Origin of the sequence: Streptomyces sp. NPDC001380, assembly GCF_042895785.1 — a bacterium.
Taxonomy (GTDB): Bacteria; Actinomycetota; Actinomycetes; order Streptomycetales; family Streptomycetaceae; genus Peterkaempfera.
The window spans coordinates 60,940-84,742 of record NZ_JBIAWP010000015.1; the positions used below are offsets into that span (position 1 = coordinate 60,940).

18 protein-coding genes are annotated in these 23,803 nt (G+C 77.4%); 3 read left to right on the plus strand and 15 right to left on the minus strand.

Annotated elements, in window-relative coordinates; translation table 11 throughout:
• Window positions 1–207: 207 nt before the first annotated feature.
• The 3 genes from ACFY07_RS19260 to ACFY07_RS19270 form a co-directional block, all read right to left on the minus strand.
• A complete protein-coding gene (locus ACFY07_RS19260; protein WP_390869955.1) occupies window positions 208–1,059 on the minus strand; it encodes an MFS transporter in 852 nt (283 codons plus the stop codon).
• A gap of 113 nt (window positions 1,060–1,172) precedes the next feature.
• A complete protein-coding gene (locus tag ACFY07_RS19265) occupies window positions 1,173–1,598 on the minus strand; it encodes a secondary thiamine-phosphate synthase enzyme YjbQ (RefSeq protein WP_390869957.1) in 426 nt (141 codons plus the stop codon).
• Between the two features lie 219 nt (window positions 1,599–1,817).
• On the minus strand, window positions 1,818–2,240 hold the full coding sequence (locus ACFY07_RS19270) for a hypothetical protein (protein ID WP_390870109.1): 423 nt from the start codon (window positions 2,238–2,240) through the stop codon (window positions 1,818–1,820).
• A 353-nt stretch (window positions 2,241–2,593) separates the two neighbouring features.
• On the opposite strand from ACFY07_RS19270, the gene ACFY07_RS19275 reads away from it, so the two are divergent.
• The gene (locus tag ACFY07_RS19275) at window positions 2,594–3,814 is read left to right on the plus strand and encodes a spore photoproduct lyase family protein (protein WP_390869958.1); all 1,221 of its coding nucleotides are present in this window, start codon (window positions 2,594–2,596) and stop codon (window positions 3,812–3,814) included.
• Window positions 3,815–3,871: 57 nt separating this feature from the next.
• Here ACFY07_RS19275 and ACFY07_RS19280 read toward each other — a convergent pair whose 3' ends face one another.
• The 7 genes from ACFY07_RS19280 to ACFY07_RS19310 all read right to left on the minus strand — a co-directional run bounded on the left by ACFY07_RS19280 (window position 3,872) and on the right by ACFY07_RS19310 (window position 14,654).
• Window positions 3,872–5,410 (minus strand): ATP-dependent DNA ligase, encoded by a 1,539-nt coding sequence (locus ACFY07_RS19280; protein WP_390869960.1) that lies wholly within the window; start codon window positions 5,408–5,410, stop codon window positions 3,872–3,874.
• Between the two features lie 270 nt (window positions 5,411–5,680).
• Window positions 5,681–7,129 (minus strand): serine/threonine-protein kinase, encoded by a 1,449-nt coding sequence (locus tag ACFY07_RS19285; protein ID WP_390869962.1) that lies wholly within the window; start codon window positions 7,127–7,129, stop codon window positions 5,681–5,683.
• 218 nt (window positions 7,130–7,347) lie between these two features.
• Window positions 7,348–8,565 carry a glucose-1-phosphate adenylyltransferase gene (gene glgC / locus ACFY07_RS19290; protein WP_390869964.1) on the minus strand — a complete coding sequence of 406 codons (1,218 nt, stop codon included), beginning with the start codon at window positions 8,563–8,565 and terminating at the stop codon, window positions 7,348–7,350.
• Window positions 8,566–8,695: 130 nt separating this feature from the next.
• Window positions 8,696–9,943 (minus strand): glycogen synthase, encoded by a 1,248-nt coding sequence (gene glgA, locus ACFY07_RS19295; RefSeq protein ID WP_390869966.1) that lies wholly within the window; start codon window positions 9,941–9,943, stop codon window positions 8,696–8,698.
• Window positions 9,940–11,586, minus strand: coding sequence for a phosphoglucomutase (alpha-D-glucose-1,6-bisphosphate-dependent) (gene pgm, locus ACFY07_RS19300; protein ID WP_390869968.1), 1,647 nt, complete (start codon window positions 11,584–11,586; stop codon window positions 9,940–9,942). The genes glgA and pgm overlap by 4 nt, the downstream gene beginning before the upstream one ends.
• A gap of 361 nt (window positions 11,587–11,947) precedes the next feature.
• Entirely contained in the window at window positions 11,948–12,217 is a 270-nt protein-coding gene (locus tag ACFY07_RS19305) for a hypothetical protein (protein ID WP_230653864.1), read from the minus strand.
• A gap of 139 nt (window positions 12,218–12,356) precedes the next feature.
• Window positions 12,357–14,654 (minus strand): molybdopterin-dependent oxidoreductase, encoded by a 2,298-nt coding sequence (locus ACFY07_RS19310; RefSeq protein WP_390869970.1) that lies wholly within the window; start codon window positions 14,652–14,654, stop codon window positions 12,357–12,359.
• A gap of 691 nt (window positions 14,655–15,345) precedes the next feature.
• Between ACFY07_RS19310 and ACFY07_RS19315 the strand changes: the two genes are divergently transcribed.
• Window positions 15,346–16,479 carry a DUF5925 domain-containing protein gene (locus ACFY07_RS19315; RefSeq protein WP_390869972.1) on the plus strand — a complete coding sequence of 378 codons (1,134 nt, stop codon included), beginning with the start codon at window positions 15,346–15,348 and terminating at the stop codon, window positions 16,477–16,479.
• 139 nt (window positions 16,480–16,618) lie between these two features.
• Here ACFY07_RS19315 and ACFY07_RS19320 read toward each other — a convergent pair whose 3' ends face one another.
• Window positions 16,619–17,170: a signal peptide protein gene (locus ACFY07_RS19320; protein WP_390869974.1), complete on the minus strand. Its 552-nt coding sequence runs from the start codon at window positions 17,168–17,170 to the stop codon at window positions 16,619–16,621.
• A gap of 356 nt (window positions 17,171–17,526) precedes the next feature.
• On the opposite strand from ACFY07_RS19320, the gene fdhA reads away from it, so the two are divergent.
• The gene (gene fdhA / locus ACFY07_RS19325; RefSeq protein WP_390869976.1) at window positions 17,527–18,747 is read left to right on the plus strand and encodes a formaldehyde dehydrogenase, glutathione-independent; all 1,221 of its coding nucleotides are present in this window, start codon (window positions 17,527–17,529) and stop codon (window positions 18,745–18,747) included.
• A 42-nt stretch (window positions 18,748–18,789) separates the two neighbouring features.
• On the opposite strand, the gene ACFY07_RS19330 is transcribed toward fdhA, so the two are convergent.
• From ACFY07_RS19330 to ACFY07_RS19345, 4 genes are all read right to left on the minus strand, one after another.
• Entirely contained in the window at window positions 18,790–20,145 is a 1,356-nt protein-coding gene (locus tag ACFY07_RS19330; RefSeq protein ID WP_390869977.1) for an amidase, read from the minus strand.
• Between the two features lie 118 nt (window positions 20,146–20,263).
• Window positions 20,264–21,985: an acyl-CoA dehydrogenase family protein gene (locus ACFY07_RS19335; protein WP_390869979.1), complete on the minus strand. Its 1,722-nt coding sequence runs from the start codon at window positions 21,983–21,985 to the stop codon at window positions 20,264–20,266.
• Window positions 21,986–22,041: 56 nt separating this feature from the next.
• The gene (locus ACFY07_RS19340) at window positions 22,042–22,587 is read right to left on the minus strand and encodes a PadR family transcriptional regulator (RefSeq protein WP_230653885.1); all 546 of its coding nucleotides are present in this window, start codon (window positions 22,585–22,587) and stop codon (window positions 22,042–22,044) included.
• Window positions 22,588–22,854: 267 nt separating this feature from the next.
• Window positions 22,855–23,760 (minus strand): TIGR02452 family protein, encoded by a 906-nt coding sequence (locus tag ACFY07_RS19345; RefSeq protein WP_390870111.1) that lies wholly within the window; start codon window positions 23,758–23,760, stop codon window positions 22,855–22,857.
• Between the last annotated feature and the right edge of the window lie 43 nt (window positions 23,761–23,803).

Below are 23,803 nucleotides of genomic sequence, written 5' to 3' on the forward strand. Positions count from 1 at the left end.
GCGGACCGGGGGCCGAGGACGCGGGCGCACCCGGTCGCGGTGCGGGGCGTGGCGGCTGGAGCCGTCCCGCGCCGGGCGGGCCGGGGCGACGGCGGCCCGCCCGCCGGGTCGGCGGTCCGCCACGGCGTCGGCGGTCCGGGGCGCGGGTGCCGTGGCGGAACGCCTCGCCTGCAGATCGTCGTCACGCGGTCGGGCCGGGGTGCCGGATCACGAGGCCGGACCTGCGGCCGGTTCGGGCCGCCGGCCGGGCCTCCGCGCACTCGCGGGCCCCGGCGCCGCGGGCGGGCGGGGCGCCGGGTGCCGCCGGAGCAGGACCGTCGCGGCCGACAGGGCCAGGAGGAGCAGCCCCGCTCCGACGGCGAAGGCGAGGTGGTAGCCCCCGGTGAGCGCGCCGGGACGGGAGCCGCCCTGGCGTACGAGGGCGTCGGTGCGGGTGGCCGCCAGGGCGGACAGCAGTGCCACGCCGAGCGCCGAGCCGATCTGCTGGGTGGTGGTGAACAGGCCCGAGACGAGTCCGGCCTGCCGGGCGTCGGCGCCGGACATGCCCAGTGCGGTGAGCGCGCGCATCGCCAGGCCGAACCCGGCGACGAGCAGCATGGAGGGCAGCACGTCACGGACGTAGTCGGCGTGCACGGGCAGCCTGGCGAGCAGGGCGAGGGCACCGGTCAGCAGGACGAGCCCGGCACGCAGCACGGCACGCTCCCCGTGCCGGGCGATCAGCCGGGCCGAGGCGCCCAGCGAGACGGCGCCGATGGCGAGGGCGGCGGGCAGCATCGCCAGGCCGGTGCGGGTCGCGCCGTAGCCGAGGACGTTCTGCAGGTAGAGCGCCACCAGGACCTGGAAGGCGGACAGGGCCGCGACCAGGAGGAGTTGGACGAGGTTGGCGCCGGCCACGGCGCGCGGGCGCAGCACGCGCAGCGGGAGCAGGGGGGTACGGGCGCGGGACTGGCGCAGGAGGAAGGCCGCGACCAGGGCCGCGCCCGCGAGGAGCGGGACGAGCGTGCGGGGCGCAGCCCACCCGTACGTCGCGGCGCCGACGATGCCGTACAGCGCGGCCATGAGGCCGGCGGTGATCAGGAGCGCGCACCGCGGCCCCTCCCCGTGTCCGCGGGGCACCCGGAGCCCGCCGGACCGCACAGCAGGGCCGGGCCGGCGGCGCCGCGGGCGGCCGGTCAGGCCCCGAGGAAGGAGAGGCGGACGGTGCGGCGCGGGTTGTCGCGGTTGGTGTCGACCAGCACGACGGACTGCCAGGTGCCCAGCGCCAGACGGCCCTCCACCACGGGCAGCGTGGCGTGCGGGGGGACGAGGGCGGGCAGGACGTGGTCGCGGCCGTGCCCGGCGCTGCCGTGGCGGTGGCGCCACCGGTCGTCGGCGGGCAGGAGGTCCCGGAGGGCGGCCAGCAGGTCGTCGTCGCTGCCCGCGCCCGTCTCGATGACCGCGATCCCGGCGGTGGCGTGGGGGACGAAGACGTTCAGCAGGCCGTCGCGGCCGCCGGCGGTCTCGTCGAGGAAGGCGGCGCAGCGGTCGGTGATGTCCACCGCCGCCTCCCGGGAGCCGGTGGTGAGGTCGAAGGCGCGGGTGAGGAAGGTGTCGGCCATGGACCCATCGTGCCGGTCCGGGGCCGCCGGTGCGGCACGCCCCGCGGGTCCGGGCGCGCCGCGGTGCCGTGCGGGTCGGTGCGGTACGGGTCGGTGCGGGTCGGTGCCGTGCGGGTCGGTGCCGTGCGGGTCGGTGCGCGCCGCGGTGCGGTGCGGCCGTCGGGCCCGGCCGGACGCCCGGCCCGCCGTAAGGGGGCGTCCGGCCGTTGCTGCGGCGGGTCAGGTGCCCGGCGCGGCCTCGTGGCCGGGGTGCCCGGCGGTGCGGCGGCGCTGCTTCATCTCGGCCTCGTACACGTGCCGCCGCCCGCCGACGAGTTCCTGACGGGTCCTCTTCTCCAGTTCGCGGAAGAGGGCGTAGTACCCGTCGTCGAACTCCTCGACGACCTGGAAGGTCCACCGCCCCTGGAGGACGTTGCGGCCCACGAGGCGGTCGCGCACCTCGGCGGCGAGGCGGTCGCGGCCCAGCGCCTCCAGGGACGCCACCACGTCGTCGAGCATCGCGTCGGCCCGGCCGACGAGCTGGTGGAAGTCGTACAGGGCCCCGCGGGCCCGCTCCAGCCGCTCCAGTGCCTCCGAGAAGCGGCCGGCGGCCTCCACGGCGGCGTCGGGGGTGCCGGGCGGGCGGCAGTGCGCGTCGCCCACGGACGCCGCGCCGCCCGCGCCCGCCGCGCCCCCCGCCGTTCCGTCCACCGCCGCCGTCCCGTCCCGCTGGTCCACGCCGCCTCCCGGTCGTCGCCGGGCGCGCCTCCGCACGCCCTGCCGTTCCCTGTCCTGCCGTTCCCTGTCCTGCCGTTCCCTGTCCTGCCGCACGCGTCCCGCCGTCCGCGCCCTGCCGCCGTCCGCCGTGCGGCCGCGGGCACGCCCGGCGGGTCCGCGCCGGCCCGTGCACCGCCTACCCCGGATCCGGACCCGTGCCCCGGCCCGGCGCTGCCGCCATCCGTACGGGCCGGCCGCTAGGCTGACCGGCGGTACCGCCCCGCACCACCGGAGCCCGCATGCGCCCCCAGTCCGAGGACCCCCGGTCCGACGGCCCCCGCTCCGACGGCCCCCGCTCCGGAGTCCGCCGGCCCGACGGCCCGGGCCCCGAGCCCGAGGGCCTCTTCCCGCTGGAGGACGTGCTGCCCGCCCCCGCGGGCGGCCACCGCGCCCCGGCCGCCGCGGCCCGCCTGTTCGACGTGCGGGAGGTCTACGCGGAGCCGGAGGCCGCCGCCTCGCCGCGCGGCCGCCAGGTGCTGGCGCGGTTCCCGGGGGCCCGGCTGGTGGAGGTGGACTCGCACTGGCGGATCCCCCGCCTGCACGGCAACGAGGGCAACGTCGAGCGCTGGGTGCGGGTGAAGACGGAGACGCTGGTGCTGGGCGTCCGCAAGACGCTCACCACCCGGCCCAACGGCCGCTCCGCGGACTGGATCGCGCCCGGCGCCTCCAACGGCTGCGCCATGGCGTGCGCGTACTGCTACGTCCCGCGCCGCAAGGGGTACGCCAACCCGGTCACCGTCTTCACCAACATCGACCGGATCGTCGCCCACCTCGACCGGCACGTCGCCCGCCAGGGTCCCAAGCCCGAGCCCAACCAGTGCGACCCGGACGCCTGGGTGTACGACGTCGGCGAGAACGGCGACTGCTCGGTCGACGCGCTGATCTGCGACAACACCGCCGACCTGGTGCGGGCCTTCCGCGGCTGGCCGACGGCCAAGGCGTCCTTCGCGACCAAGTTCGTCAACCGGGACCTGCTGGACCTCGACCCCCGCGGCCGGACCCGGATCCGCTTCTCGGTGATGCCGCCGGAGGACTCCCGGCTGCTCGACGTGCGCACCAGCCCGGTGGCCGAGCGGATCGCCGCGGCCGGGGACTTCCTGGAGGCCGGGTACGAGGTCCACTTCAACCTCTCGCCGGTGGTGCTGCGGCCCGGCTGGGAGGACGCCTGGGCGGACCTGCTGCGCCGGATGGACGACGTGCTCCCTGCCGCCGTCAAGGCGCAGGCCGCCGCCGAGGTCATCCTGCTGACCCACAACCGGGAGCTGCACGAGGTGAACCTGGGCTGGCACCCGCGCGCCGAGGAGGTGCTGTGGCGGCCGGGGCTCCAGGAGGGCAAGCGCTCGGAGAACGGCGCGTGGAACGTCCGCTACCGCGCCGGGGTCAAGGGCCCGGCGGTGCAGCGGATGCGGGAGCTGGTGGCCGCCCACGCGCCCTGGCTCACCGTCCGCTACGCCTTCTGAGCCCTTCTGAGCCCTTCGGGACCCTCCCGGGCCGGTGTCCGGCGGCAGCGGCGGCGCCTACAGCCCCTCGGCGGCCAGCTCGCGCACCGCGGCGACGGTGTCGGCCTCCGCCGGTCCCTTGTCGTCGCGGTACCGCAGCACCCGGGCGAACCGCAGCGCCAGCCCCGCCGGGTACCGGGGGCTGCGCTGCAGGCCGTCGAAGGCGATCTCCACCACCAGCTCCGGGCGGACGTGCACCGTGGAGGCGGAGCGGTCGACCTCGCGGGCCAGCAGCTCCCGGGTCTGCCAGGCCAGCAGGTCGTCGGTGAGGCCCTTGAAGGTCTTGCCAAGCATCACCCACGGGCCCAGCCCGTCGGCCTCCCCGCCGCGCGCCGCCAGGTGGAGGTTGCTCAGCAGGCCGCGGCGGCGCCCGCTCCCCCACTCCGCGGCCGTCACCACCAGGTCGAGGGTGTGGCGGGGCTTCACCTTGATCCAGCCCGCGCCCCGGCGTCCGGCCGCGTACGGGGCGTCCGGGTCCTTGACGACCACGCCCTCGTGGCCGCGCCCCAGGGCGCCGCGGAGGAAGGCGTGCGCCTCGTCCGGGTCGCCGGTGACCGTGCGCGGCACCCGCAGTCCGGACGGCAGGGCCTGGCCGAGGGCGTCCCAGCGGCGGCCGCCGGGCAGGTCGAGCAGGTCCTCGCCGTCGCGGTGCAGCAGGTCGAAGAAGAGGACGTGGAGCGGCACCTCGGCGCGCAGCCGCTCCGGGTCCTGCCGGGAGGCGGTGCGGGCGGCGGTGACCTGGAACGGGCGGGGCCGGCCGTCCGGGGCGAGGGCCAGGGCCTCGCCGTCGAGGACGGCGCTGCGCAGCGGCAGGGAGGCGGCGGCCTCGACCACCTCCGGCACCCGGGCGGTGATGTCGTCCAGGCTGCGGGTGAAGACCGCCACGTCGTCCCCGTCGCGGTGCACCTGCACCCGGATGCCGTCGAGCTTCCACTCCAGGGCCGCGGGGCTGATCCGCTCCAGGGCGGCGGCGACGTCGGGCGCGGAGGCGGCGAGCATCGGCCGCACCGGACGGCCGACCTCCAGGTTGAAGGCGCGCAGCGCGGGGGCGCCGCCGGTGAGGGCGGCCTCGGCGACGGCCCGTGCCGAACCGCGGAACATGAGCGCCCTGCGCACGTCGGCCGCCGGCACGTCCGCCGCCTTCGCGACGGCGTCGCCCACCACGGCGTCCAGCGCGCCCTGGCGCAGCTCGCCGACCAGGACGCCCGTGAGAAGGCGCTGCTCCTCGGCGGTGGCGCGGCCGAGGAGGGCGTGGAGCAGGCGGCTGCGCTCGGCCCGGGCGCCCGCGCCGTGCACGGCGGCGAGGACGGCCAGGGCGTCCTCGGTCTCGCGGACGCCGAGGGAGGGGCGGTCCGCCGGGGGCGGGAGGTCCCGCAGGGCGGCCGGGCCGACCCCGATCCGCTGCCGCCGGGACTCGCCCGACAGCAGCGCCACCGCGGCGGGGGCCTCCTCCGGGCCCAGCTCGCGCAGGCAGGCGGCGAGCAGGGCGGTCTTGGCGTTGCGGGCCGGCTCCTCGGCGGCGGCGCGGGAGGCGAGGGCCAGGCGGTGCAGGAGCATGCGCGGGTCTCCGGGACGGGGCGGGGCGCCGCCGGGGACCCGGCGGACCTGCCCGGATCCCTACCCGGCCGCGGGGCGCGGCCACCACCGGGGCCGCCGCGCCACCCGGCGGGCGGGGCCGGGGGCCGGGGGCGGGTCCGCGAAGGTGGGCCCGGGGGTCTGCGGGGGGCCTGCGGGTCTGCCGGAGGGGGTGGGGCCTGCGGGTCCGCGGGGCCGGTGTCCCGGGGGCGCGGAGCCCCGGACGGGCGGCTGCGGGCGGGACCGGGACCGTCAGCGGGGGCCGTGGCCGCGGACACTGCCGGGGCCGTCGCCCGGGCCCGGGCGCCCTCCCCCGCCGTGCCCCTCGCCCTCGGCCTTCGCCCTGCCGTTCCCCTCGGCCCCGCCCTTCGGCTTGCCCTTCCCGTGCCCCTTACCCTCGCCGCCCTTGCCCTCCCCCTTCGGATTGCCCTTCCCGTGCCCCTTGCCGTCGCCGCCCTTCCCCTCCCCCTTGCCCTCGGCGCCCTTGGCCTTGCCGCCGCCCTTCTGGCGGGCATGGCCCTTGGCCGCGCCGGAGGCCGCGGCCTTGGAGGCCGTACGGGCCGCCGCGGGGCCTCCGGGGCGGATCCGGGCGGACACGGGGGCGACGCCCCCGGGGGCGGAGGTGCGGAGGGCCGGGGTGCGGGGAGCGGCGGTCCGGGCGGGTCCGGACCCGTGGGCGGCGGGCGCGGACGGCCCGCCGGCCGCCGGGGCGGAGGGCCCGCCCGGAGCGGACGCCCGGTCCGCACTGCCGGAGGCCGCCAGGGTGGCGCCCCCGCAGGCGAGTCCGGCGCAGGCGAGCCCGGCGGCGACGGCGAGCACGGGGCGCCGGTGCGGGCGGCGGGGGGCGGGGACGGGGGCCTCCGCCTCGGCCGTACCGGCCTGGTCGAGCAGGAGGCCGCAGGTCCGGGCGTCGGGGCGGTCCTCGGGCCGCCCGGCGGTCATCCGGCGCAGGAGGGTGGGGAGCCGGGCCTCGCCGCCGGGGACGGCCGGGGAGCGGTGCAGGCGCGCGACGGCGGACTCCATCGGCGGCCCGGGGTACTCCCGGCGGCCCGTCAGGCACTCCAGCAGCAGCAGCCCGAGGGCGTAGACGTCGGAGGCCGTGCAGGCACCGAGGCCGCGCACCTGCTCCGGGGCGAGGTAGGCGGCGGTGCCGACCACCTTGTTGGTGGCGGTCATGCCGCCGCCGTCGACCAGGCGGGAGACGCCGAAGTCGGCGAGGCGGGGGGAGCCCTCCCGGTCGACGAGGACGTTGGCGGGCTTGACGTCGCGGTGGACGACCCCCCGGGCGTGGACGTGCGCGAGGGCGCGGGCCAGGGCGGCGCCGAAGGGCGCCACGTCGGCGGGCGGCAGCGGACCGTCGCGCAGCACGTCCCGCAGGGAGCGGCCCTCGACGAGTTCCAGGGCGAGGTGGGACCGGCCGTCGCAGTGCCCGTAGTCGTAGACCGTCACCAGGCCGGGGTGGTCGAGGCGGGCGAGGAGCCGCGCCTCGCCGGCGAACCGGGCGCCGGCCTCGGGACCGCACTCGGGGCGGAAGACCTTCAGGGCGACGGGGCGGCCCAAGCGCTCGTCGACGGCCCGGTGGACGTCGGCGGTGGCGCCGCTGCCGAGGAGCCCCTGGAGCCGGTAGCGGCCGGCGTAGGGGGCGGGCGGGAGACCGGCGGTGGGGGCCTGCGTCTGCGCCTCCTCGGTCTGGGCCGTCATCGCGGGGTCCTCTCTGCCGGGGTCTGCCGGGTTCTGCCGGGTTCTGCCGGGTTCTGCGGGAGTCTGCCGGGGCCGGGTGGACAACCGGTGGGAGCCGCGGGCCCGCATGCCCCGGCGGTGCCCCGCTCCCCTACCCCGGTCCGGCGGCGGCATCCCGCCGGGATGCCGCCGCCGCGGCGGACGGCCGGAACCCGGCCCCCGGCCGTCCCCGCCCGCGGTCAGTCGACCCGCTGCCCCTTGGCGAGGGCCACCACGCCGGCCGCAGAGACGGTGTAGAGCTCACGGTCGCGCTGCGGGTTGACGCCGATGGTGGCGCCGGGCGGCACGACGACGTTCTTGTCGAGGATCGCCCGGCGGACCACCGCGCCGCGGCCGATCCGCACCCCGTCCAGCAGCACCGAGCCCTGGACGACGGCGCCCTCCTCGACGACGACGCCCGGTGAGAGCACCGACTGGGTGACCTGCCCGCTGACGATGCATCCGGCGCTGACCATGGACTCGCCCGCGATGCCGCCCGCGACGAACTTGGCGGGCGGCAGCTGCGCGGGGTGGGTGAAGATCGGCCACTGCCGGTTGTACAGGTTGAAGACGGGGTGGATCGAGATGAGGTCCAGGTGGGCCTCGTAGTAGGAGTCCAGGGTGCCGACGTCCCGCCAGTAGCCGTGGTCGCGCTCGGTCTCGCCGGGCACGTGGTTGTCGTCGAAGTCGTACACCATCGCCTGCCCGCTGCCGGCGAGCATCGGCATGATGTCGCCGCCCATGTCGTGGCGGGAGGAGGGGTTCTCGGCGTCGCGCTGCAGGGCGTCGACGAGGACCTTGGTGGAGAAGACGTAGTTGCCCATGGAGGCGAACACCCGGCCGGGGTCGCCGGGCAGGCCGGGCGGGTCGGCGGGCTTCTCCAGGAAGTCGGAGACGCGCCGCCCGTCGGAGGCGGTGGAGATCACGCCGAAGCCGGACGCCTGCTCGCGCGGCACCCTGATCCCGGCGACGGTGACGCCCGCGCCGGACTCGATGTGGGCCTGCAGCATCTGCTGCGGGTCCATGCGGTAGACGTGGTCGGCGCCGAACACCACGATGTGGTCGGGCTGCTCGTCGTGGACGAGGTTGAGCGACTGGTAGACGGCGTCGGCGCTGCCCAGGTACCAGCGGGGGCCGAGGCGCTGCTGCGCGGGCACGGGGGTGACGTAGTCGCCGGTGAGGCCGGAGAGCCGCCAGGTGGTGGCCAGGTGGCGGTCGAGCGAGGACGACTTGTACTGGGTGAGGACGCAGATGCGGGTGATGCCGCCGTTGACGAGGTTGGAGAGGACGAAGTCCACGAGCCGGTAGGCGCCGCCGAAGGGCACGGCGGGTTTGGCGCGGGCGGCGGTGAGCGGCATCAGCCGCTTGCCCTCCCCGCCCGCGAGTACGACGCCCAGCACCGATGGTCCACCGCGCATCCTGCGCTCCTTCCCGCCCTGCGCCGCACGGGTGCGTGCGGCGCCTTCCCGCGCCGTGCCGCGGCGTTCCGTGCCGCGCCGCGGCGGACCCGGGGCCGGTTCCGGTACCGCCCCGGGTCCGTCGGCGGCCTCAGCGCCCGGCCAGCAGCTCCTCGTAGAGCGCGACCGTGCGCCGGGCCACCGCGTCCCAGCCGAACTCCTCCTCCGCGCGGCGCCGCCCCTCGGCGCCCATGGCCGCCGCCCGCTCCGGGTCGCCGACCAGGGCGTTGACGGAGGCGGCGAGCCCGGCCTCGAACCCGGCCGGGTCGTCCTCCCGGCAGGGGACGAGCAGGCCGGTGCGCCCGTGGTCGACCACCTCGGGGATGCCGCCGACGTCGGAGGCGACAACGGCGGTGCCGCACGCCATCGCCTCCAGGTTGACGATGCCGAGCGGCTCGTAGACCGAGGGGCAGGCGAAGACGGTGGCGTGGGTGAGGAGCTGGACGACGTCCTCGCGGGGCAGCATCTCGGGGATCCAGAAGACGCCCTCGCGCTGCTGCCGCAGCTCCGTGACCAGATCGTGGAACTCGTCGCCGAGCGCCTCGGTGTCGGGCGCGCCCGCGCAGAGCACCAGCTGCACGCCGGGCTCGAAGGCGCGGGCGGCGCGCAGCAGGTGGGGCACGCCCTTCTGCCGGGTGATGCGGCCGACGAAGACCACGGTGGGGCGGCCGGGGTCGATGCCGTGCCGCCGCAGCACGCCGGTGTCCGGGTCGGGCCGGTACAGGCCGGTGTCGATGCCGTTGTGGACGACGTGCACCCGGGCCGGGTCCAGCGCCGGGTAGCAGTCCAGCAGGTCCCGCCGCATGCCGTGGGAGACGGCGACGACGGCGTCGGCGGCCTCCACGGCGGTGCGCTCGGCCCACGAGGAGAGGGCGTAGCCGCCGCCGAGCTGCTCGGCCTTCCAGGGCCGCAGCGGCTCCAGCGAGTGGGCGGTCACCACGTGGGGGATGCCGTGCAGGAGCTTGGCGAGGTGCCCGGCCAGGTTGGTGTACCAGGTGTGGCTGTGGACCAGGTCGCGGCCGGCGACGGCGTCGGCCATGGCCAGGTCGACGCCGAAGGTGCGCAGGGCGGTGTCGGCGGCGGCGAGGTCGGCGGGCACCGGGTGGCGGTGGACGCCCTCGCGGGCGGCGCGGTGGACGGCGTGGCCGTCCTGCCCGGCGACGGCCCAGCAGTGGACCTCCAGGTCGGTGAGGCGCCGCAGCTCGCGGGCGAGGAACTCGGCGTGGACCCCGGCGCCGCCGTAGACGTCCGGCGGGTACTCGCGGGTCAGCAGGGCGACCCGCGGGCGCCGGGCGGCGCCGCCGCGGGCCGCCTCGGCGCTCCCCCCGGCGGCCGTCATCCGGCGTCGCCGAGGGCTGCGGCGACGAGGGCCCTGGCCTCGTCCTGGACGCGGGCGAGGTGCTCGGGCCCCCGGAAGCTCTCGGCGTAGACCTTGTAGACGTCCTCGGTGCCGGAGGGCCGGGCGGCGAACCAGGCGCTGTCGGTGCAGACCTTGAGCCCGCCGATGGCGGCGCCGTTGCCGGGGGCCTCGGTGAGGACGGCGGTGACAGGTTCGCCGGCCAGGGTGTCGGCGGTGACCCGGTCCGGGGAGAGCTTCGCCAGGACGGCCTTCTCCTCGCGGGTGGCGGGGGCGTCGACGCGCGCGTAGGCGGGGTCGCCGAAGCGGGCGGTGAGCTCGGCGTAGTGCTGCGAGGGGGTGCTGCCGGTGACGGCGGTGATCTCGGAGGCGAGCAGGGCCAGCAGGATGCCGTCCTTGTCGGTGGTCCACACCCCGCCGTCGCGGCGCAGGAAGGAGGCGCCGGCGGACTCCTCGCCGCCGAAGCCGATGCTGCCGTCGAAGAGGCCGTCGACGAACCACTTGAAGCCGACCGGGACCTCGACGAGCCGCCGGCCGAGGTCCTGCGCCACCCGGTCGATCATGGAGGAGGAGACGAGGGTCTTGCCGATCCCGGCCCCCGCCGGCCAGCCGTCGCGGTGGGAGAAGAGGTAGCGGATGGCGACGGCGAGGTAGTGGTTGGGGTTCATCAGGCCGCCGTCGGGGGTGACGATGCCGTGCCGGTCCGCGTCGGCGTCGTTCCCGGTGGCGACGGTGTAGGCGTCGCGCTGCGCGATGAGGGAGGCCATCGCGTACGGGGAGGAGCAGTCCATGCGGATCTTCCCGTCCCAGTCCAGCGTCATGAACCGCCAGGTGGGGTCGGCGAGCGGGTTGACCACGGTGAGGTCGAGGCGGTGGCGTTCGGCGATGCGGCCCCAGTAGGCGACGGAGGCGCCGCCGAGGGGGTCGGCGCCGATCCGCACCCCGGCGTCGCGGACGGCGTCGAGGTCGAGGACGGCGGGCAGGTCGTCGACGTAGGCGCCGAGGAAGTCGTGGCGGCCGGTGGTGTCGGCGGCCAGCGCCCGGGTGTACGGGATGCGGCGGACCTCCTTGAGGCCGCCCTCGATGAGGGCGTTGGCGCGGTCCTGGATCCAGGAGGTGGCGTCGGAGGCGGCCGGGCCGCCGTTCGGCGGGTTGTACTTGAAGCCGCCGTCGGCGGGCGGGTTGTGGGAGGGCGTCACCACGATGCCGTCGGCGAGGCCGGAGGTGCGGCCGCGGTTGTGCGCGAGGATCGCGTGCGAGACGGCGGGGGTGGGGGTGTAGCCGTCCGCGGAGTCGACCAGGACGGTGACGCCGTTGGCGGCCAGCACCTCCAGCGCGGTGACCCGGGCGGGCTCGGACAGGGCGTGGGTGTCGGCGCCGAGGAAGAGCGGCCCGTCGGTGCCCTGCGCGGCGCGGTGGTCGCAGATCGCCTGGCTGGTGGCGGCGATGTGGTCCTCGTTGAAGGCCGCGTTCAGGGAGGAGCCCCGGTGGCCGGAGGTGCCGAAGGCGACCCGCTGCGCGGGGTCGGCCGGGTCGGGGTGGAGGGCGTAGTAGGCCGTCACCAGCCGCGCCACGTCCACCAGGTCTCCGGGCTGCGCCGGCTGCCCGGCCCGCTCGTGCACCATCGTGTCTCCTCGCTCGGGGTCCCCGGGGGGCCGTCCGTCACTGGCACCTGCCCGGCAGTCGCGGCCGGTACGCGGCCGGGGCACCGGGCCACGGTACGCGGCCGGGGCACCGGGCCACGGCATGGGGCCGGGGCACCGGGCCGCGGCGCGGGGCGGCCCGCGCCGTGATCCATGCCCAGCCCGGGGAGGATCGACTCCTGCGGAGGGCCGCTTTGCCGCGGAAGGCGGTCCCGGGCGCGCCGCGGGGGCCGGGTGCCGGGTGCGGCGCGGAGGGGGCGCGCGCAGGGCTTCAGGGGCGCGCACAGGACGGCGAGGGCCCGGCGGACGGGTGTCCGCCGGGCCCTCGCCGAGGTGCGGGGAGTCAGCCGCGGCCTCCGAAGAGGCTGCGCCGCAGCCGCCGGAGCGGTGCGAGCAGCGAGACCCGGGCGCTGCCGCGGCCCGGGGCTGCCGGCGTGCTCACGCCGCGCGGTGTGAGCTCCCTTATCAGGCCTGCCGCGTCGGCGGTGTCGACCGCCGGGAGCGCGGGCGCGCCCAGGACCGCCAGGTGGCGGTCGATGCGCCGACCCGTTGCGCCGGCTCCGCACTGGATGGCCGGCACGCGGGCCCTGCTGCGCACATGCATCTGTTCCATGAGACTTCCCACCCCTACCAGGCGCCAGGGCCGTGGGCGAAGACTACCCGTGCGGGGCGGCCGTCATACAACCGTCCCTGTGATTGGTCACCGTACCGTGCGGCCGCAACTGCTGTGCCGTCAGGGGCGGGTGGGGCGCTCACGCGTCCGCACCCGCGGTGTGCGGGCGTGTCGCCACGACCTCGACGGGGATGCCGTTGAGGACGGCGGTACCGGACAGGGGGTCGAGGGGTGACGCGTCGGTGAGCAGGTTGCTGTTGACGCCGGGGCGGCGGGCGGCGACCGAGGCGCGGACGCCGGGGTCGTCGTGGCCCCAGCCGTGCGGCAGGCTCACCACGCCCTCGGCGACGGAGTCGGTGACCTCGGCGGTGGCGTGCAGCTCCCCGGTGCGCGAGCGCAGCAGGACCGGCCGCCCGTCGGCCACGCCTAGGCGTGCGGCGTCGGCGGGGTGGAGCTGGAGGGTGCAGCGGTTGGAGCCGCCGGCCAGCAGCGGCAGGTTGTGCATCCAGGAGTTGTTGGAGCGCAGCTGGCGGCGGCCGACCAGCAGCAGTCCGCCGCCGGGGGCGGCGGTGAGCTCCGCCAGGTGGTCCGCGAGGCGGCGCGCCTCGGCGAGGAGCTGCGGCGGGGCGAGCTCGACCCGGCCGCTGGGGGTGCGCAGCACGCCGGGCAGGCGGGGGCGCAGCGGACCGAGGTCGAGGCCGTGGGGGGCCTGCTCCAGGGCGTCGAGGGTGAGGCCGTCGGGCTTGGCGCCGAAGCCGTCGCCGTAGGGGCCGCCGCGCAGCATCAGGTCGAGGAGGCGGTCCTGGCGGCGGCGGTGGCCGACGGCGGCCAGCAGCTCCAGCGGGTCCCGGCCGTGGGCCGGCGAGGAGGGGTCGGCGCAGATGCGGCGGGCGGTCGCGGCGGCGGTGAGGTCGTCCAGCTCGTCGGGCGTGACGCCGCCGCCGAGGGCCGCGCAGGCGAGCCGCAGCAGGATCTCGGACTCGTCGGGCTCCCCCTGCGCGCGGTCCAGGGTCGGCGGGGAGTACTTGGCGGTGTTGCGGACGGCGAAGCCGGTGAAGACCAGGTCGTAGTGGCTGCGGGCCAGCGGGGAGGGGCCGGGCAGGACCACGTGGGCGTGGCGGGTGGTCTCGTTGAGGTACGGGTCGACGCTGACCACGGCGTCGAGGGAGCCGAGGGCGGCGGCGAGGCGGGCGCCGCCGGGGGTGGAGAGCACGGGGTTGCCGGCGACGGTGACCAGACCGCGCAGGCGCTCGCCGCCGGGGCCGGGCGTGTCGATCTCCTCGGCGAGGGCGGCGGCGGGGAACTCGCCGAAGACGCTCGGCAGGCCGCGGACCCGGGTGCGGCGCGAGCCGGGGATGCGCACGCCCCGTCCGCGTCCCGGCTCGCCCGCGGTGTTCGGGGAGCCGGCGGCGGGCTCGGGCCACAGGACGCCGCCGGGGCGGTCGAGGTTGCCCGTGAGGGCGTTGACGACGTCCACCAGCCAGCTGGCGGCGGTGCCGAAGGCGGTGGTGGTGGTCCCGATGCGGCCGTAGACGGCGGCGCTGGGCGCGGCGGCCAGCTCGCGGGCGAGGCGGCGCACGGTCGCGGCGGGGACGCGGGTGGCGGCGGCGACGGCTTCGGGGGTGAAGGGCTCCAGGGCGGCGCGCAGCTCGTCCAGGCCGTTGAGGTGCGGCGCGGCCGGGCCGGGGTCGGCCAGGTCCTCGGCGAGGAGGGTGCGGGCGATCCCGGCCAGCAGCAGGGCGTCGGTGCCGGGCCGGATCGGCAGGTGCTCGTCGGCGGCCTCGGCGGTGCGGGTGCGGCGCGGGTCCACCACGACCAGGCGGCCGCCGCGGCGGCGCAGGGCGCGCAGCCGTCCGGGCAGGTCGGGGGCGGTGAGGAGGCTGCCGTTGGAGACCAGCGGGTTGGCGCCGAGGACGAGCAGGTAGTCGGTGCGGTCGACGTCGGGGACGGTGACCGACAGCTCGGTGCCGTACATCAGGCCGCAGGCGACCTGCTTGGGCATCTGGTCGACGGTGGAGGCGCTGAAGCGGTATCCGGTGCCGAGGGCGTGGACCAGCACGGGGGCGTAGAGGGAGAGGGCGTGGTTGTGGACGACCGGGTTGCCGAGGTAGATGCCGACGCTGTCGCGGCCGTGGTCGCGCAGCAGGGGGGCGAGGAGGCGGCCGGCCTCGTCGAACGCCTCGTCCCAGCCCACCTCGGTCCACCCGGTGCCGCGCCGCACCAGGGGGGCGCGCAGGCGGTCGGGGTCGGTGTGGAGCTCGCCGAGGGCGACGCCCTTGGGGCAGAGGTAGCCGCGGCTGAAGGGGTCCTGGTCGTCGCCGCGCACCCGGACGGCCCCGGAGGGCCCGTCCACGGTCACCGTGAGGCCGCAGGTGGCCTCGCAGAGCGGGCAGGTGCGGTGGGCGACGCGGGGCGCGCCGGGGAGGGGCTCCGTCATGGCCGCGAGCGTAGCCGCCGGGCGGGCGGGCGCAACAGGGGTGAGCAAGCGCTCAGTCGACAGCCGCTGCGCACACGGATCACCACACTGCGTCACGGTGAATTCAGGAAGTGAACATACTGCTGGGATTGACGTCCGGGAAACCGGAAAGCAATATATGCGTGAGCGCTGCAGGGCAAGGACCCGGCCGGCTTTCGTTCGAAGGGTGAAGCCGTCGTTGCACGGTATCCGTGCACCTCGCGCGCTGCAGAGACATCCGACGCCGGCCTCGAGTCGCTGTACGGCCCCCCCGACGCTGCGGGGGCCGGACTCCCGGTGGCGTACGGACCGGCGGTCGGCCGTTGAGGGTCGGCCGGACCGCCAAGCACGGTCGCCGGTGTCGCACCCCGCACTGGTGCGGCACCGGCGGTCGTACGCTCCCCGCCTCCCCCTCCCGCCGGATGTCCCGCCGCCTTTCCCGCCGGATGTCCCGCCGCCCCTGCCCGGGGCCCTCCTGCGCCGCGCCCCGGGTGCGGTCCGGTCCGGCCCGTCCGGGAGGGGGGACGGCACGCGGCCGCGCCTGCCGGGACGGTCCCCCGGCGCACGCCGGTCCGGCGCACCCGCCGGGCCGCGCCGCCGTCCGCCGGTCCGGCGGGGTGGCGAAGTGGGGAAAGCGGTGGGCAGGGGCCTGCGGGTGCCGGATCATGGCGCCATGTCCGCAGAGCACTCCGCGAACGGAGCCCCCGCCGCCGAGGTCCACCGCGCGCTGCCGATGCAGGTGCAGCTGGACGACAGCGACTCCCCCTTCGACGTGGTCGACGCCCTCGCCCTGGCCCGCTTCACCTCCGGCGAGCAGCCCTGGTGCCGCTCCACCTCCCTCCAGCGGGTGAAGGGGGACGCCACGCTGCTGCCGCCCGGCGGCCGGGTGGTCCGGTCCTCCCGGGAGAAGAACCGGTCCGCGCTGCTCGCCGAGGGCGACGGGTGGACGGTGAAGGTGAACCGCTGGACCGGCCACGGCGGCGGCCGACACGCGGACGTCACCGTCACCGCCGTGGCGGACGACCTGGCCGAACAGGTCCTCGCCCAGGCCGTCGACGGCGCGGAGGAGCCGCCCCCGGCGGAGGAGGACGTGGTCCTCATGGGCTTCTGGCACCTCACCGGCCACGGCCCGAGCCGGACCACCCGGCGGATCAGCGCCGAGACCTGGTCCGAGGTGCACGGCAACTACACCGCGCCGGTGGCCGCCTGCTTCGACGCGCTCATGGGGGTCCGCCCCGAGGAGGTCACCGGGCGGCTGCTCCTGCTCCACGGGCCGCCGGGCACCGGCAAGACCTCGGTGCTGCGCACGCTGGCCCGGTCGTGGCGCGACTGGTGCCGGGTCGACTGCGTGCTGGACCCGGAGCAGCTCTTCTCGGACCCCGGCTACCTGCTCCAGGTGGCGCTGGCCACGCAGGACGACGCGCAGCGGTGGCGGATGCTGCTCCTGGAGGACTGCGACGAGCTGATCCGCGGCGGCGCCAAGCGGGCCACCGGACAGGCGCTGTCCCGGCTGCTGAACCTCACCGACGGCCTGCTGGGGCAGGGGCGCAACGTCCTGGTGGCCATCACCACCAACGAGGACGTGGAGCGGCTGCACCCCGCCGTGGTGCGGCCGGGCCGCTGCCTGGCGCGGGTCGAGGTGGGCCCGCTGACCGGGGAGGAGTCGGCGCGGTGGCTGGCGGACGGGGGCGGTGGCGGCGGCGACGCGCCCGGCCCGTCGACGCTGGCGGAGCTGTACGCCCTGCGGCGGGGCCGCTCCCCCCTGCTGCCGTCGCCGGCCCCGGCCTCGGACGGGCTGTACCTCTGACCCTCCGGCGGCACGCCCTCCCGGCCGGCTCCGGCCGGGGTCCGGGGGCCGCTCCCGAGGGGCTGCGCCCGCCGTGCCTCCCCCGCCGTGCCTCCGGGTGGGGGCGGCGGGGGGGGCGGCCGGGCGGCGCCCGCCGGGCTCAGGCCGCGGCGGAGCCGAAGAGCACGATCCGGGGCTGGACCACGGCGTGCCGGGCGGCGGACATGCCGGCGGGCTCCACCGTGAGGCGGTAGCGGACGTCCAGGTCCGCGCCCGGCGCCAGCCGCCGCCCGGCGGCGGGGATGGCGGTGTACAGGGTGCCGGTCTGGGTGCCCAGGGCCATGGGGGCCCAGGTGCGGGTCGCCGGGTCGAACCGCTCCAGCCGCAGGTCGGAGGGGGCCAGGTACGGGCCGGCGTCGGGCGACTCGACGAGGACCTGGGGGGCGACGGTGCGGGCGGCGGTCCCCGTGTTCCGGTAGTGCACGGTGAGCTCGTGGGCCGCGCCGTCGTCCGCGACCGGCCGCGCGGGCAGGTCGACGAAGCCGGTCGGGGCCCCCGCGGGCGAGGACTGCGCCTCCTGCGAGCCCGGTGCGGCTGCCGCCGGGGACGGCGCGGGGGCGCCGGAGGCGGTGGTCGCGGCGGCGGCGAGGCCGCAGGCCAGAAGGAGCGAGGTCGCCGCGGCCGCGGCCGCGCGCTGGGGGGAACGGGGCACAGTGCCTCCTGTCGGTCGTCGCCCGGCGTCGGGGCGGTCGGTGCGGGGACGGGCGGTGTCGGGCCCGGGGCGGCCGGGCCGCTCCCGGGTCGCAGTCCGTCCTTCCCGTCGTGCCCGATATGACACCTCTCGCCCCGGAAAAGTACGCAGCGTGGCCCGTGTGTCGCCTCCGTGTGACACCGCGGCGGGCCGCGGGGGCGGCGGCGAACGGCGGCGGGCGGCGACCTGCGGCCGCGGCCTGGCGGGGCCACCCTGGAGGGAGGGGCCCGCTCCGGACGGAGGGGCGCGGCCCCCACGGAGCGGAGGGAGGTGCACGGGAGTCCGAGCAGCCCACGAGCGGCACGGGAGGACGAACCATGCCGGGCAACAAGGCGGTCGTGTACAAGGAGCCGGGCCGGGTCGAGGTCGAGAGCACCGACTACCCGGGCTTCGTGCTGAAGGACGGGCCGGGCGTGAACCCGGCCAACGTGGGACGCGAGTGCCACCACGGCGTCATCGTGAAGTGCGTCGCCACCAACATCTGCGGCAGCGACCAGCACATGGTGCGCGGCCGCACCACCGCCCCGCCCGGGCTGGTGCTGGGGCACGAGATCACCGGCGAGGTGGTGGAGACCGGCCGGGACGTGGAGTTCGTCAAGGTCGGCGACCTGGTCTCGGTGCCCTTCAACATCGCCTGCGGCCGGTGCCGCAACTGCAAGGAGGGCAAGACGGGCATCTGCCTGAACGTGAACCCGGACCGCCCGGGCTCCGCCTACGGCTACGTGGACATGGGCGGCTGGGTCGGCGGCCAGGCGCAGTACGTGCTGGTGCCGTACGCCGACTGGAACGTCCTGGTCTTCCCGGACCGCGACCGGGCCCTGGAGAAGATCCGCGACCTGACGATGCTCTCGGACATCTTCCCGACCGGCTTCCACGGCTGCGTCACCGCCGGCGTCACGGTCGGCTCGACCGTGTACGTCGCCGGGGCGGGCCCGGTGGGACTGGCGGCGGCGGCCGGGGCCCAGCTCCTCGGCGCGGCCGTGGTGATCGTGGGCGACCTCAACCCGGAGCGGCTGGCGCAGGCCCGCAGCTTCGGCTGCGAGACCGCCGACATCTCCCAGGGCGAGCCGCGGGACCAGATCGAGCAGATCCTGGGGGTGCCCGAGGTGGACTGCGCGGTGGACGCGGTCGGCTTCGAGGCCCGCGGCCACGGCGGCGACGCCGCCACCGAGCGCCCGGCGACGGTGCTGAACACCGTCATGGACGTCACGGCGGCGGGCGGCGCGGTCGGCATCCCGGGCCTGTACGTCACCGGCGACCCGGGCGCCGCCGACGAGGCCGCCCAGCAGGGGTCGCTCTCCATCCGGATCGGGCTGGGCTGGGCGAAGTCGCTGTCGTTCGCGACCGGCCAGTGCCCGGTGATGCGCTACCACCGGCGGCTGATGCAGGCGATCCTGCACGAGAAGGTGCACATCGCGGACGCGGTAAACGCCACGCCCATCCCGCTGGAGGAGGCGCCGCGCGGCTACCGGGAGTTCGACGCGGGCGCCGCCCGCAAGTACGTCCTGGACCCGCACGGGATGATCCCGGCCGCCTGACCGGACCGGGCGGGGCCCGGTCCGCCCCGGGCGGCGCCCGCCTCAGTCGAGCGGCGCCGTCCGGGGCCAGGGGCGGGCCTCCTCCAGCTCCGCGGCGAGGCGGAGCAGGACCTCCTCGCCGCCGGGCGGGGCGACGAGCTGCACCGCGTACGGCAGCCCGTCCGGGCGGCTCCCGGCGGGGACCGCGAGGGCGGGCCAGCCGGCCAGGTTCCAGGCCGGGGTGAACGGCGAGAAGCGGGTGTTGGTGAGGAGGTTGGCGGTCCAGCCGCGGCGGCTCCAGGCCCTGGCGGCGGGGACGGGGCCGGCCAGGGCGGGGGTGAGCAGCACGTCGTGCCGGTCGAAGAAGGGCCGCAGCCGCTCGCGCAGCAGGGCCCGGTGGTCGGTGCGCAGCAGCGGGGTGCGGGCCGCGAGGCGCCCGACGGCGGCGTGGCGGCGGGTGCGGGGGGCGAGCCGGGCCGGGTCGCAGGCGGCCGCGTCGGCGGCGGTCCCGGCGGTCCAGCGGGCGAGGACGGCGGCGGGGAGCCAGGCCGGGTAGGGCGGGTGCGCGGCCTCGACCCGGTGGCCCGCCCCGGCGAGCAGCCGGCCGCTGTCGCGGGCGGCCGCGGCCCAGCCGCGGCCGACGGGCACGCCGGGGAAGGGGCTGCGGGTGGAGACGGCGATCCGCAGCGGACCGGCGGGCGGGGCGGCCGGGGCCGCGGGGTCCGGTCCGCCGGCGAGGGCCCGGAAGGCGAGGCGCAGGTCGGCGGCGGTGGTGGCGAGGGGGCCGTTGACGGCCATGCCGTACCAGTCGTTGGGCCCCAGGCCGGCGGGGACGGCCCCCTGCCCGGGCTTGAGGCCGAGCAGTCCGCAGGCGGCGGCGGGGATGCGGATGGAGCCCATGCCGTCGGCGGCCAGCGCGAGCGGCGCGAACCCGGCGGCGACGGCCGCGGCGCTGCCGCCGGAGGAGCCGCCGGCGCTGCGGTCGGGCCGCCGGGGGTTGCGGGTGATCCCGTGGTCGCCGTCGGTGGTGCCGAAGACGCACAGCTCGGGCACGTGGGTGAGGCCGACGACGACGGCCCCGGCGGCGCGCAGGCGGCGGACGGCCTCGTGGTCGGCGGCGGCGGGTGCGGCGGGCGAGGCGGCACTGCCGTTGCGGACGGCGTGCCCGGCGACGGCGACGTTGTCCTTGACCGCGACGGGCACGCCGGCCAGCGGCAGGTCCGCGAGGCCGGGGTGCGCGGCGAGGGCGTCGGCGGCGGCGAGCGCCTCCTCGCCGAGGACGGCGCGGAAGGCGTTGACGCGTCCGTCGAGACGGCGGATCCGCTCCAGGTGGTCCGCGACCACCTGACGGGGCGCCACCTCGCCTCGGCGCACCGCCTCGGCGATGTCCGCGGCGGTGCGGCCGGTCCAACCGCTCACAGGGCCTCCCGGGACGGGGGCGCGCGGCGGGGTGCGCGCGCCGCTGGTCGTGGCGGCCGACCCTACCGGGGCCGGCGCCCCCGCGGGAGGGGCACCGGCCCGGAGGGGCGTGCGGAGGTCAGGGCTGCATCTCGTAGGCGCCCGCCAGCGCCTCGACCCGGGCCCAGACGCGGGCGGCCCGCCCGGCGTCGGCGACGGGGCGGCGGACGTGCGCCAGCGCCCAGGCGGCCTGCTCCTCGGTGGCGGACGCCTTGCCGTGCAGCTCGGTGGCGTGCGCGGAGAAGTCCCGGACCAGCACGTCGAAGATCTCGTCCAGCAGGTCGCGGTCCAGGCCGGTGGCCTCCGCCTGCTCCAGCACCAGCTGGCCGTAGACGACCAGGGCGAAGAGCTGGCCGAGGGCGAGCAGGAAGTCGAGGTCCTGCTGCTGGGCCTCGTCGGGGGCGTGGGAGAGCAGCAGCGCGCAGAGGCCGTCGGCCTGCTCGCGGAAGCGGGCCACGTTGGGGACGTCCGCGTGGGCGTCGTAGGCGGTGCGCCAGTCGTGGAAGCGGATCGCACCGAGGCCGCGGGCGGGGCCCTGGGCGAAGAGGAACGCGTCGTCGGCCGCGTCGTGGCGGGTGGGGACGGGCGCGTACTCGGCCGGGGCGAAGAGGTAGTTGCCCATGAACTTGAGGATCAGGGCGAGGTTGACGTGGACCGTGCCCTCCAGCTTCGGCAGGCCGCGGATGTCCTTGGCGGCCTTCTCGAAGTAGGTGTCGGCCTCGAAGCCCTTGGCCGCGATGACGTCCCACAGCAGGTCGATGACCTTCTCGCCCTCGGTGGTGACCTTCATCTTGGTCATCGGGTTGAAGAGGAGGTACCGGCGGTCGTCGGGCCCGGCGGAGCGGAAGTAGTCGACGGCGCGGTCGCTGAAGAGCTTCATCGCCGTCAGGCGGGCGTAGGCGTCGGCGAGCTCGCGGCGGACGTGCGGGAAGTCGGTGACGCGCCTCCCGTACAGCACCCGCTGGTGGGCGTGGGTGACGGCCTCGTACATCGCGTGCTCGCAGATGCCGACGGAGGCCGTGCAGAGGTTGAACTTGCCGACGTTGACGGTGTTCAGGGCGGCGTCGAAGGCGGCGCGGCCGGTGTGCAGCACGTCCTCGGCGCGGACCGGGTAGTCCTCCAGGCGGAACTCGCTGACGTACATCTGCGCGTTCACGACGTTCTTGACGAGGTGGTAGTCCGGGTGGCGGCTGTCGACGGCGAAGAAGACGTAGCCCTCGGGGCCCTCGACGTCCGCGCGGCGGCCGAAGACCGAGACCAGGCCGGCGACGTTGCCGTTGCCGATGTAGTACTTGGAGCCGGTGGCGCGGAAGCCGCCCTCGCCGTCGGGGGTGAGGACCATGTCGGTGGAGTAGATGTCGGCGCCGTGGGCGCGCTCGGAGAGGCCGAACGCCATGACGTGGCCCTCGTCGAGCAGGGCGGCGGCGCGGGCGCGGGCGGCCTGGTTGGCGCTCTGCCACACGGGGCCGAGGCCGAGGACGGTGACCTGCCAGGTGTACCAGTAGCCCAGGCCGTAGAAGCCGAGGACCTCGCTGAGGGCGGCGTTGCGGGCGGTGTCCCAGCGCTTGTCCGGGTCGCCGGCGGCGTCGGCGGCCGGGGTGAGGAACGTGGCGAACAGGCCCTCCTTGGCGGCGAACTCCAGGAAGTCCGCGTACCAGGTGCGGTCGATGGAGGTGTCGATCAGCGCCTTCTTGCCGCGCGACTCGAACCAGTCGACCGTGGCGCGCAGCAGGCGGCGCGACTCGGGGTCGAGGTGGGCGGGGTCGTAGGTGCGCGGGTTGAGGAGCGGCGAGTCCGCCATGGCAGGGGCTTCCCTTCCTGGGAGGTGGGTGGTGTTCCGGGAGGGCCGACCGGGCGTCAGCCCAGGCGCCGGAGGGTGGCGAGCACGTCGTCGAGCCAGGCGACGGTCATCCGCTCGTACTCGATGCCGCCGCGCAGCACCACGTGCTGGAGGGCCTGCGCGGCGTCGAGGACGTCCGGGTCGGGGAAGTCGCGCCGCTCGCCGGCGAGGTAGCGGGCGAGGAGCGCGGCGTGGGCGGCCCGGTGGCGCTCGACCTCGGCGGCCAGCCCGGCGGTGCCGGCGGGGTCGAAGGCGGCACCGCGGATCCGCACGGCCAGCTCGTGGCGGACGGTCTCCGGCTCGACGGGGGCGCGGAGCCACGCCGTGAGGGCGTCGCGGCCGGGGGCGGCGGCGGAGTACACCCGCTTGTCGGGCCGCCCCTCCTGGGCGACCTCCTCCGCGGTGATCCAGCCGTCCGCCTCCATGCGCTTGAGGACGCGGTAGATCTGCTGGTGGGTGGCGGTCCAGAAGCGCCCGATGGAGCGGTCGAAGCGGCTCGCGAGCTCGTAGCCGGAGCCGGGCTTCTCCAGCAGGGAGACGAGGATCGCGTGCTCGAGTGCCATGGCGGTGATCCTGCTATGCAACTCGTTGCATAGCAACCGGCCGGTAACCTACTGAGACGCAGCTCACGGCGCGCCGCCCGGCGGGGTGGCAGGGCGGCGGGGCGGCACGACGGCGCGCCGCGGCGGCGGGGACAGCGCGGCGGCGGGGCCGACGACGGCGCGGCCCGACCGGTCGCGGGGACCGGACGGGGCTGCGGGCCGCCGGGCGGGGTACGACCGGGGTGCAGGCGGGGTACGGGGTGCGGCCGGGGTGCGGGCGGAGGTGTGTCAGCGCGTCGGCTGCTGCTGCGGACCGGGGAAGGCCGTGCGGAAGGCCTCGCGGACCGGGGAGCCGGGGCGGGGGTCCAGGACCGCGAAGACGACCTCGGTGAAGCGGCCCGCGAGCGGCGCGCCGGGGGCCAGGTGCACCCGGAACGCCTCCGCGACGCGGGCGGGGTCGTTGCGGAAGACGCCGCAGCCCCAGGCGCCCAGCACCAGCCGGCGCAGGCCGTGGGCGGCGGCGGTCTGCAGGACGCGTTCGGCCCGGGTGCGCAGCACGGCGGGGACGCGGGCGGCGAGGCGGGGGGAGCGGTCGGCGGCGGCGCCCGCGTTGGGGGCGGCGGCGACCAGGAAGTCCACCGCGTACGGCTCCCCCAGGAGCGTCCCGCGGTCGTCGCGGAAGACGGGCACGGCGGGGGCGTGGAGGACGCGGTCCGAGGAGAGGGGGCGGGGGTCGGCGCGGTGGGCGGCGTAGAACTCCGGGACGGCGCGCAGGCAGGCGTGGAGCGCGGAGGCGCGGCAGAGCGCCTCCTCCTGGGCCTGGGCGCCGTTGAGGAAGCCGCCGCCCGCGTTGCGGGCCGAGGCGAAGTCGAGGACGGCGACCGGCTCCGGGGAGTCCGCGAGCATCCGGCGGGCGGCCTGGAGGCTGCTCTCGCCGGTCACGTGGACGCGGGGCGCGGCGGGCCCCCGCACGCCGGGGACCGGGACCGGTCCGGGGGCGACCGGCCCGGGGGCGACCGGCCCGGGGGCGACCGGCCCGGGGTCGACCGGCCCGGGGCCGTGCAGCCGGGTGCCCGCGACCGCGGCCGCGACCTGCCGGCCGATGTCGACCACGCCGCCCCCGGGCGCCCGGTAGCGGCCCTCGGCGGTGATGGCCGCCGTCTCCCGCGCGATGCCGCGCAGCCGTGCGCTCAGTGCCGCTCCCCCCGTGGGCCCTCCGCCGCGACCCCTCCGCCGC

Bases quoted from the DNA above. Each gene is read 5' to 3' on its own strand.
- ACFY07_RS19260 (WP_390869955.1), bottom strand. From the start codon at position 1,059: ATGGCCGCGCTGTACGGCATCGTCGGCGCCGCGACGTACGGGTGGGCT.
- ACFY07_RS19265 (WP_390869957.1), bottom strand. From the start codon at position 1,598: ATGGCCGACACCTTCCTCACCCGCGCCTTCGACCTCACCACCGGCTCC.
- ACFY07_RS19275 (WP_390869958.1), top strand. From the start codon at position 2,594: ATGCGCCCCCAGTCCGAGGACCCCCGGTCCGACGGCCCCCGCTCCGAC.
- ACFY07_RS19280 (WP_390869960.1), bottom strand. From the start codon at position 5,410: ATGCTCCTGCACCGCCTGGCCCTCGCCTCCCGCGCCGCCGCCGAGGAG.
- ACFY07_RS19285 (WP_390869962.1), bottom strand. From the start codon at position 7,129: ATGACGGCCCAGACCGAGGAGGCGCAGACGCAGGCCCCCACCGCCGGT.
- glgC (WP_390869964.1), bottom strand. From the start codon at position 8,565: ATGCGCGGTGGACCATCGGTGCTGGGCGTCGTACTCGCGGGCGGGGAG.
- glgA (WP_390869966.1), bottom strand. From the start codon at position 9,943: ATGACGGCCGCCGGGGGGAGCGCCGAGGCGGCCCGCGGCGGCGCCGCC.
- pgm (WP_390869968.1), bottom strand. From the start codon at position 11,586: ATGGTGCACGAGCGGGCCGGGCAGCCGGCGCAGCCCGGAGACCTGGTG.
- ACFY07_RS19305 (WP_230653864.1), bottom strand. From the start codon at position 12,217: ATGGAACAGATGCATGTGCGCAGCAGGGCCCGCGTGCCGGCCATCCAG.
- ACFY07_RS19310 (WP_390869970.1), bottom strand. From the start codon at position 14,654: ATGACGGAGCCCCTCCCCGGCGCGCCCCGCGTCGCCCACCGCACCTGC.
- ACFY07_RS19315 (WP_390869972.1), top strand. From the start codon at position 15,346: ATGTCCGCAGAGCACTCCGCGAACGGAGCCCCCGCCGCCGAGGTCCAC.
- fdhA (WP_390869976.1), top strand. From the start codon at position 17,527: ATGCCGGGCAACAAGGCGGTCGTGTACAAGGAGCCGGGCCGGGTCGAG.
- ACFY07_RS19335 (WP_390869979.1), bottom strand. From the start codon at position 21,985: ATGGCGGACTCGCCGCTCCTCAACCCGCGCACCTACGACCCCGCCCAC.
- ACFY07_RS19340 (WP_230653885.1), bottom strand. From the start codon at position 22,587: ATGGCACTCGAGCACGCGATCCTCGTCTCCCTGCTGGAGAAGCCCGGC.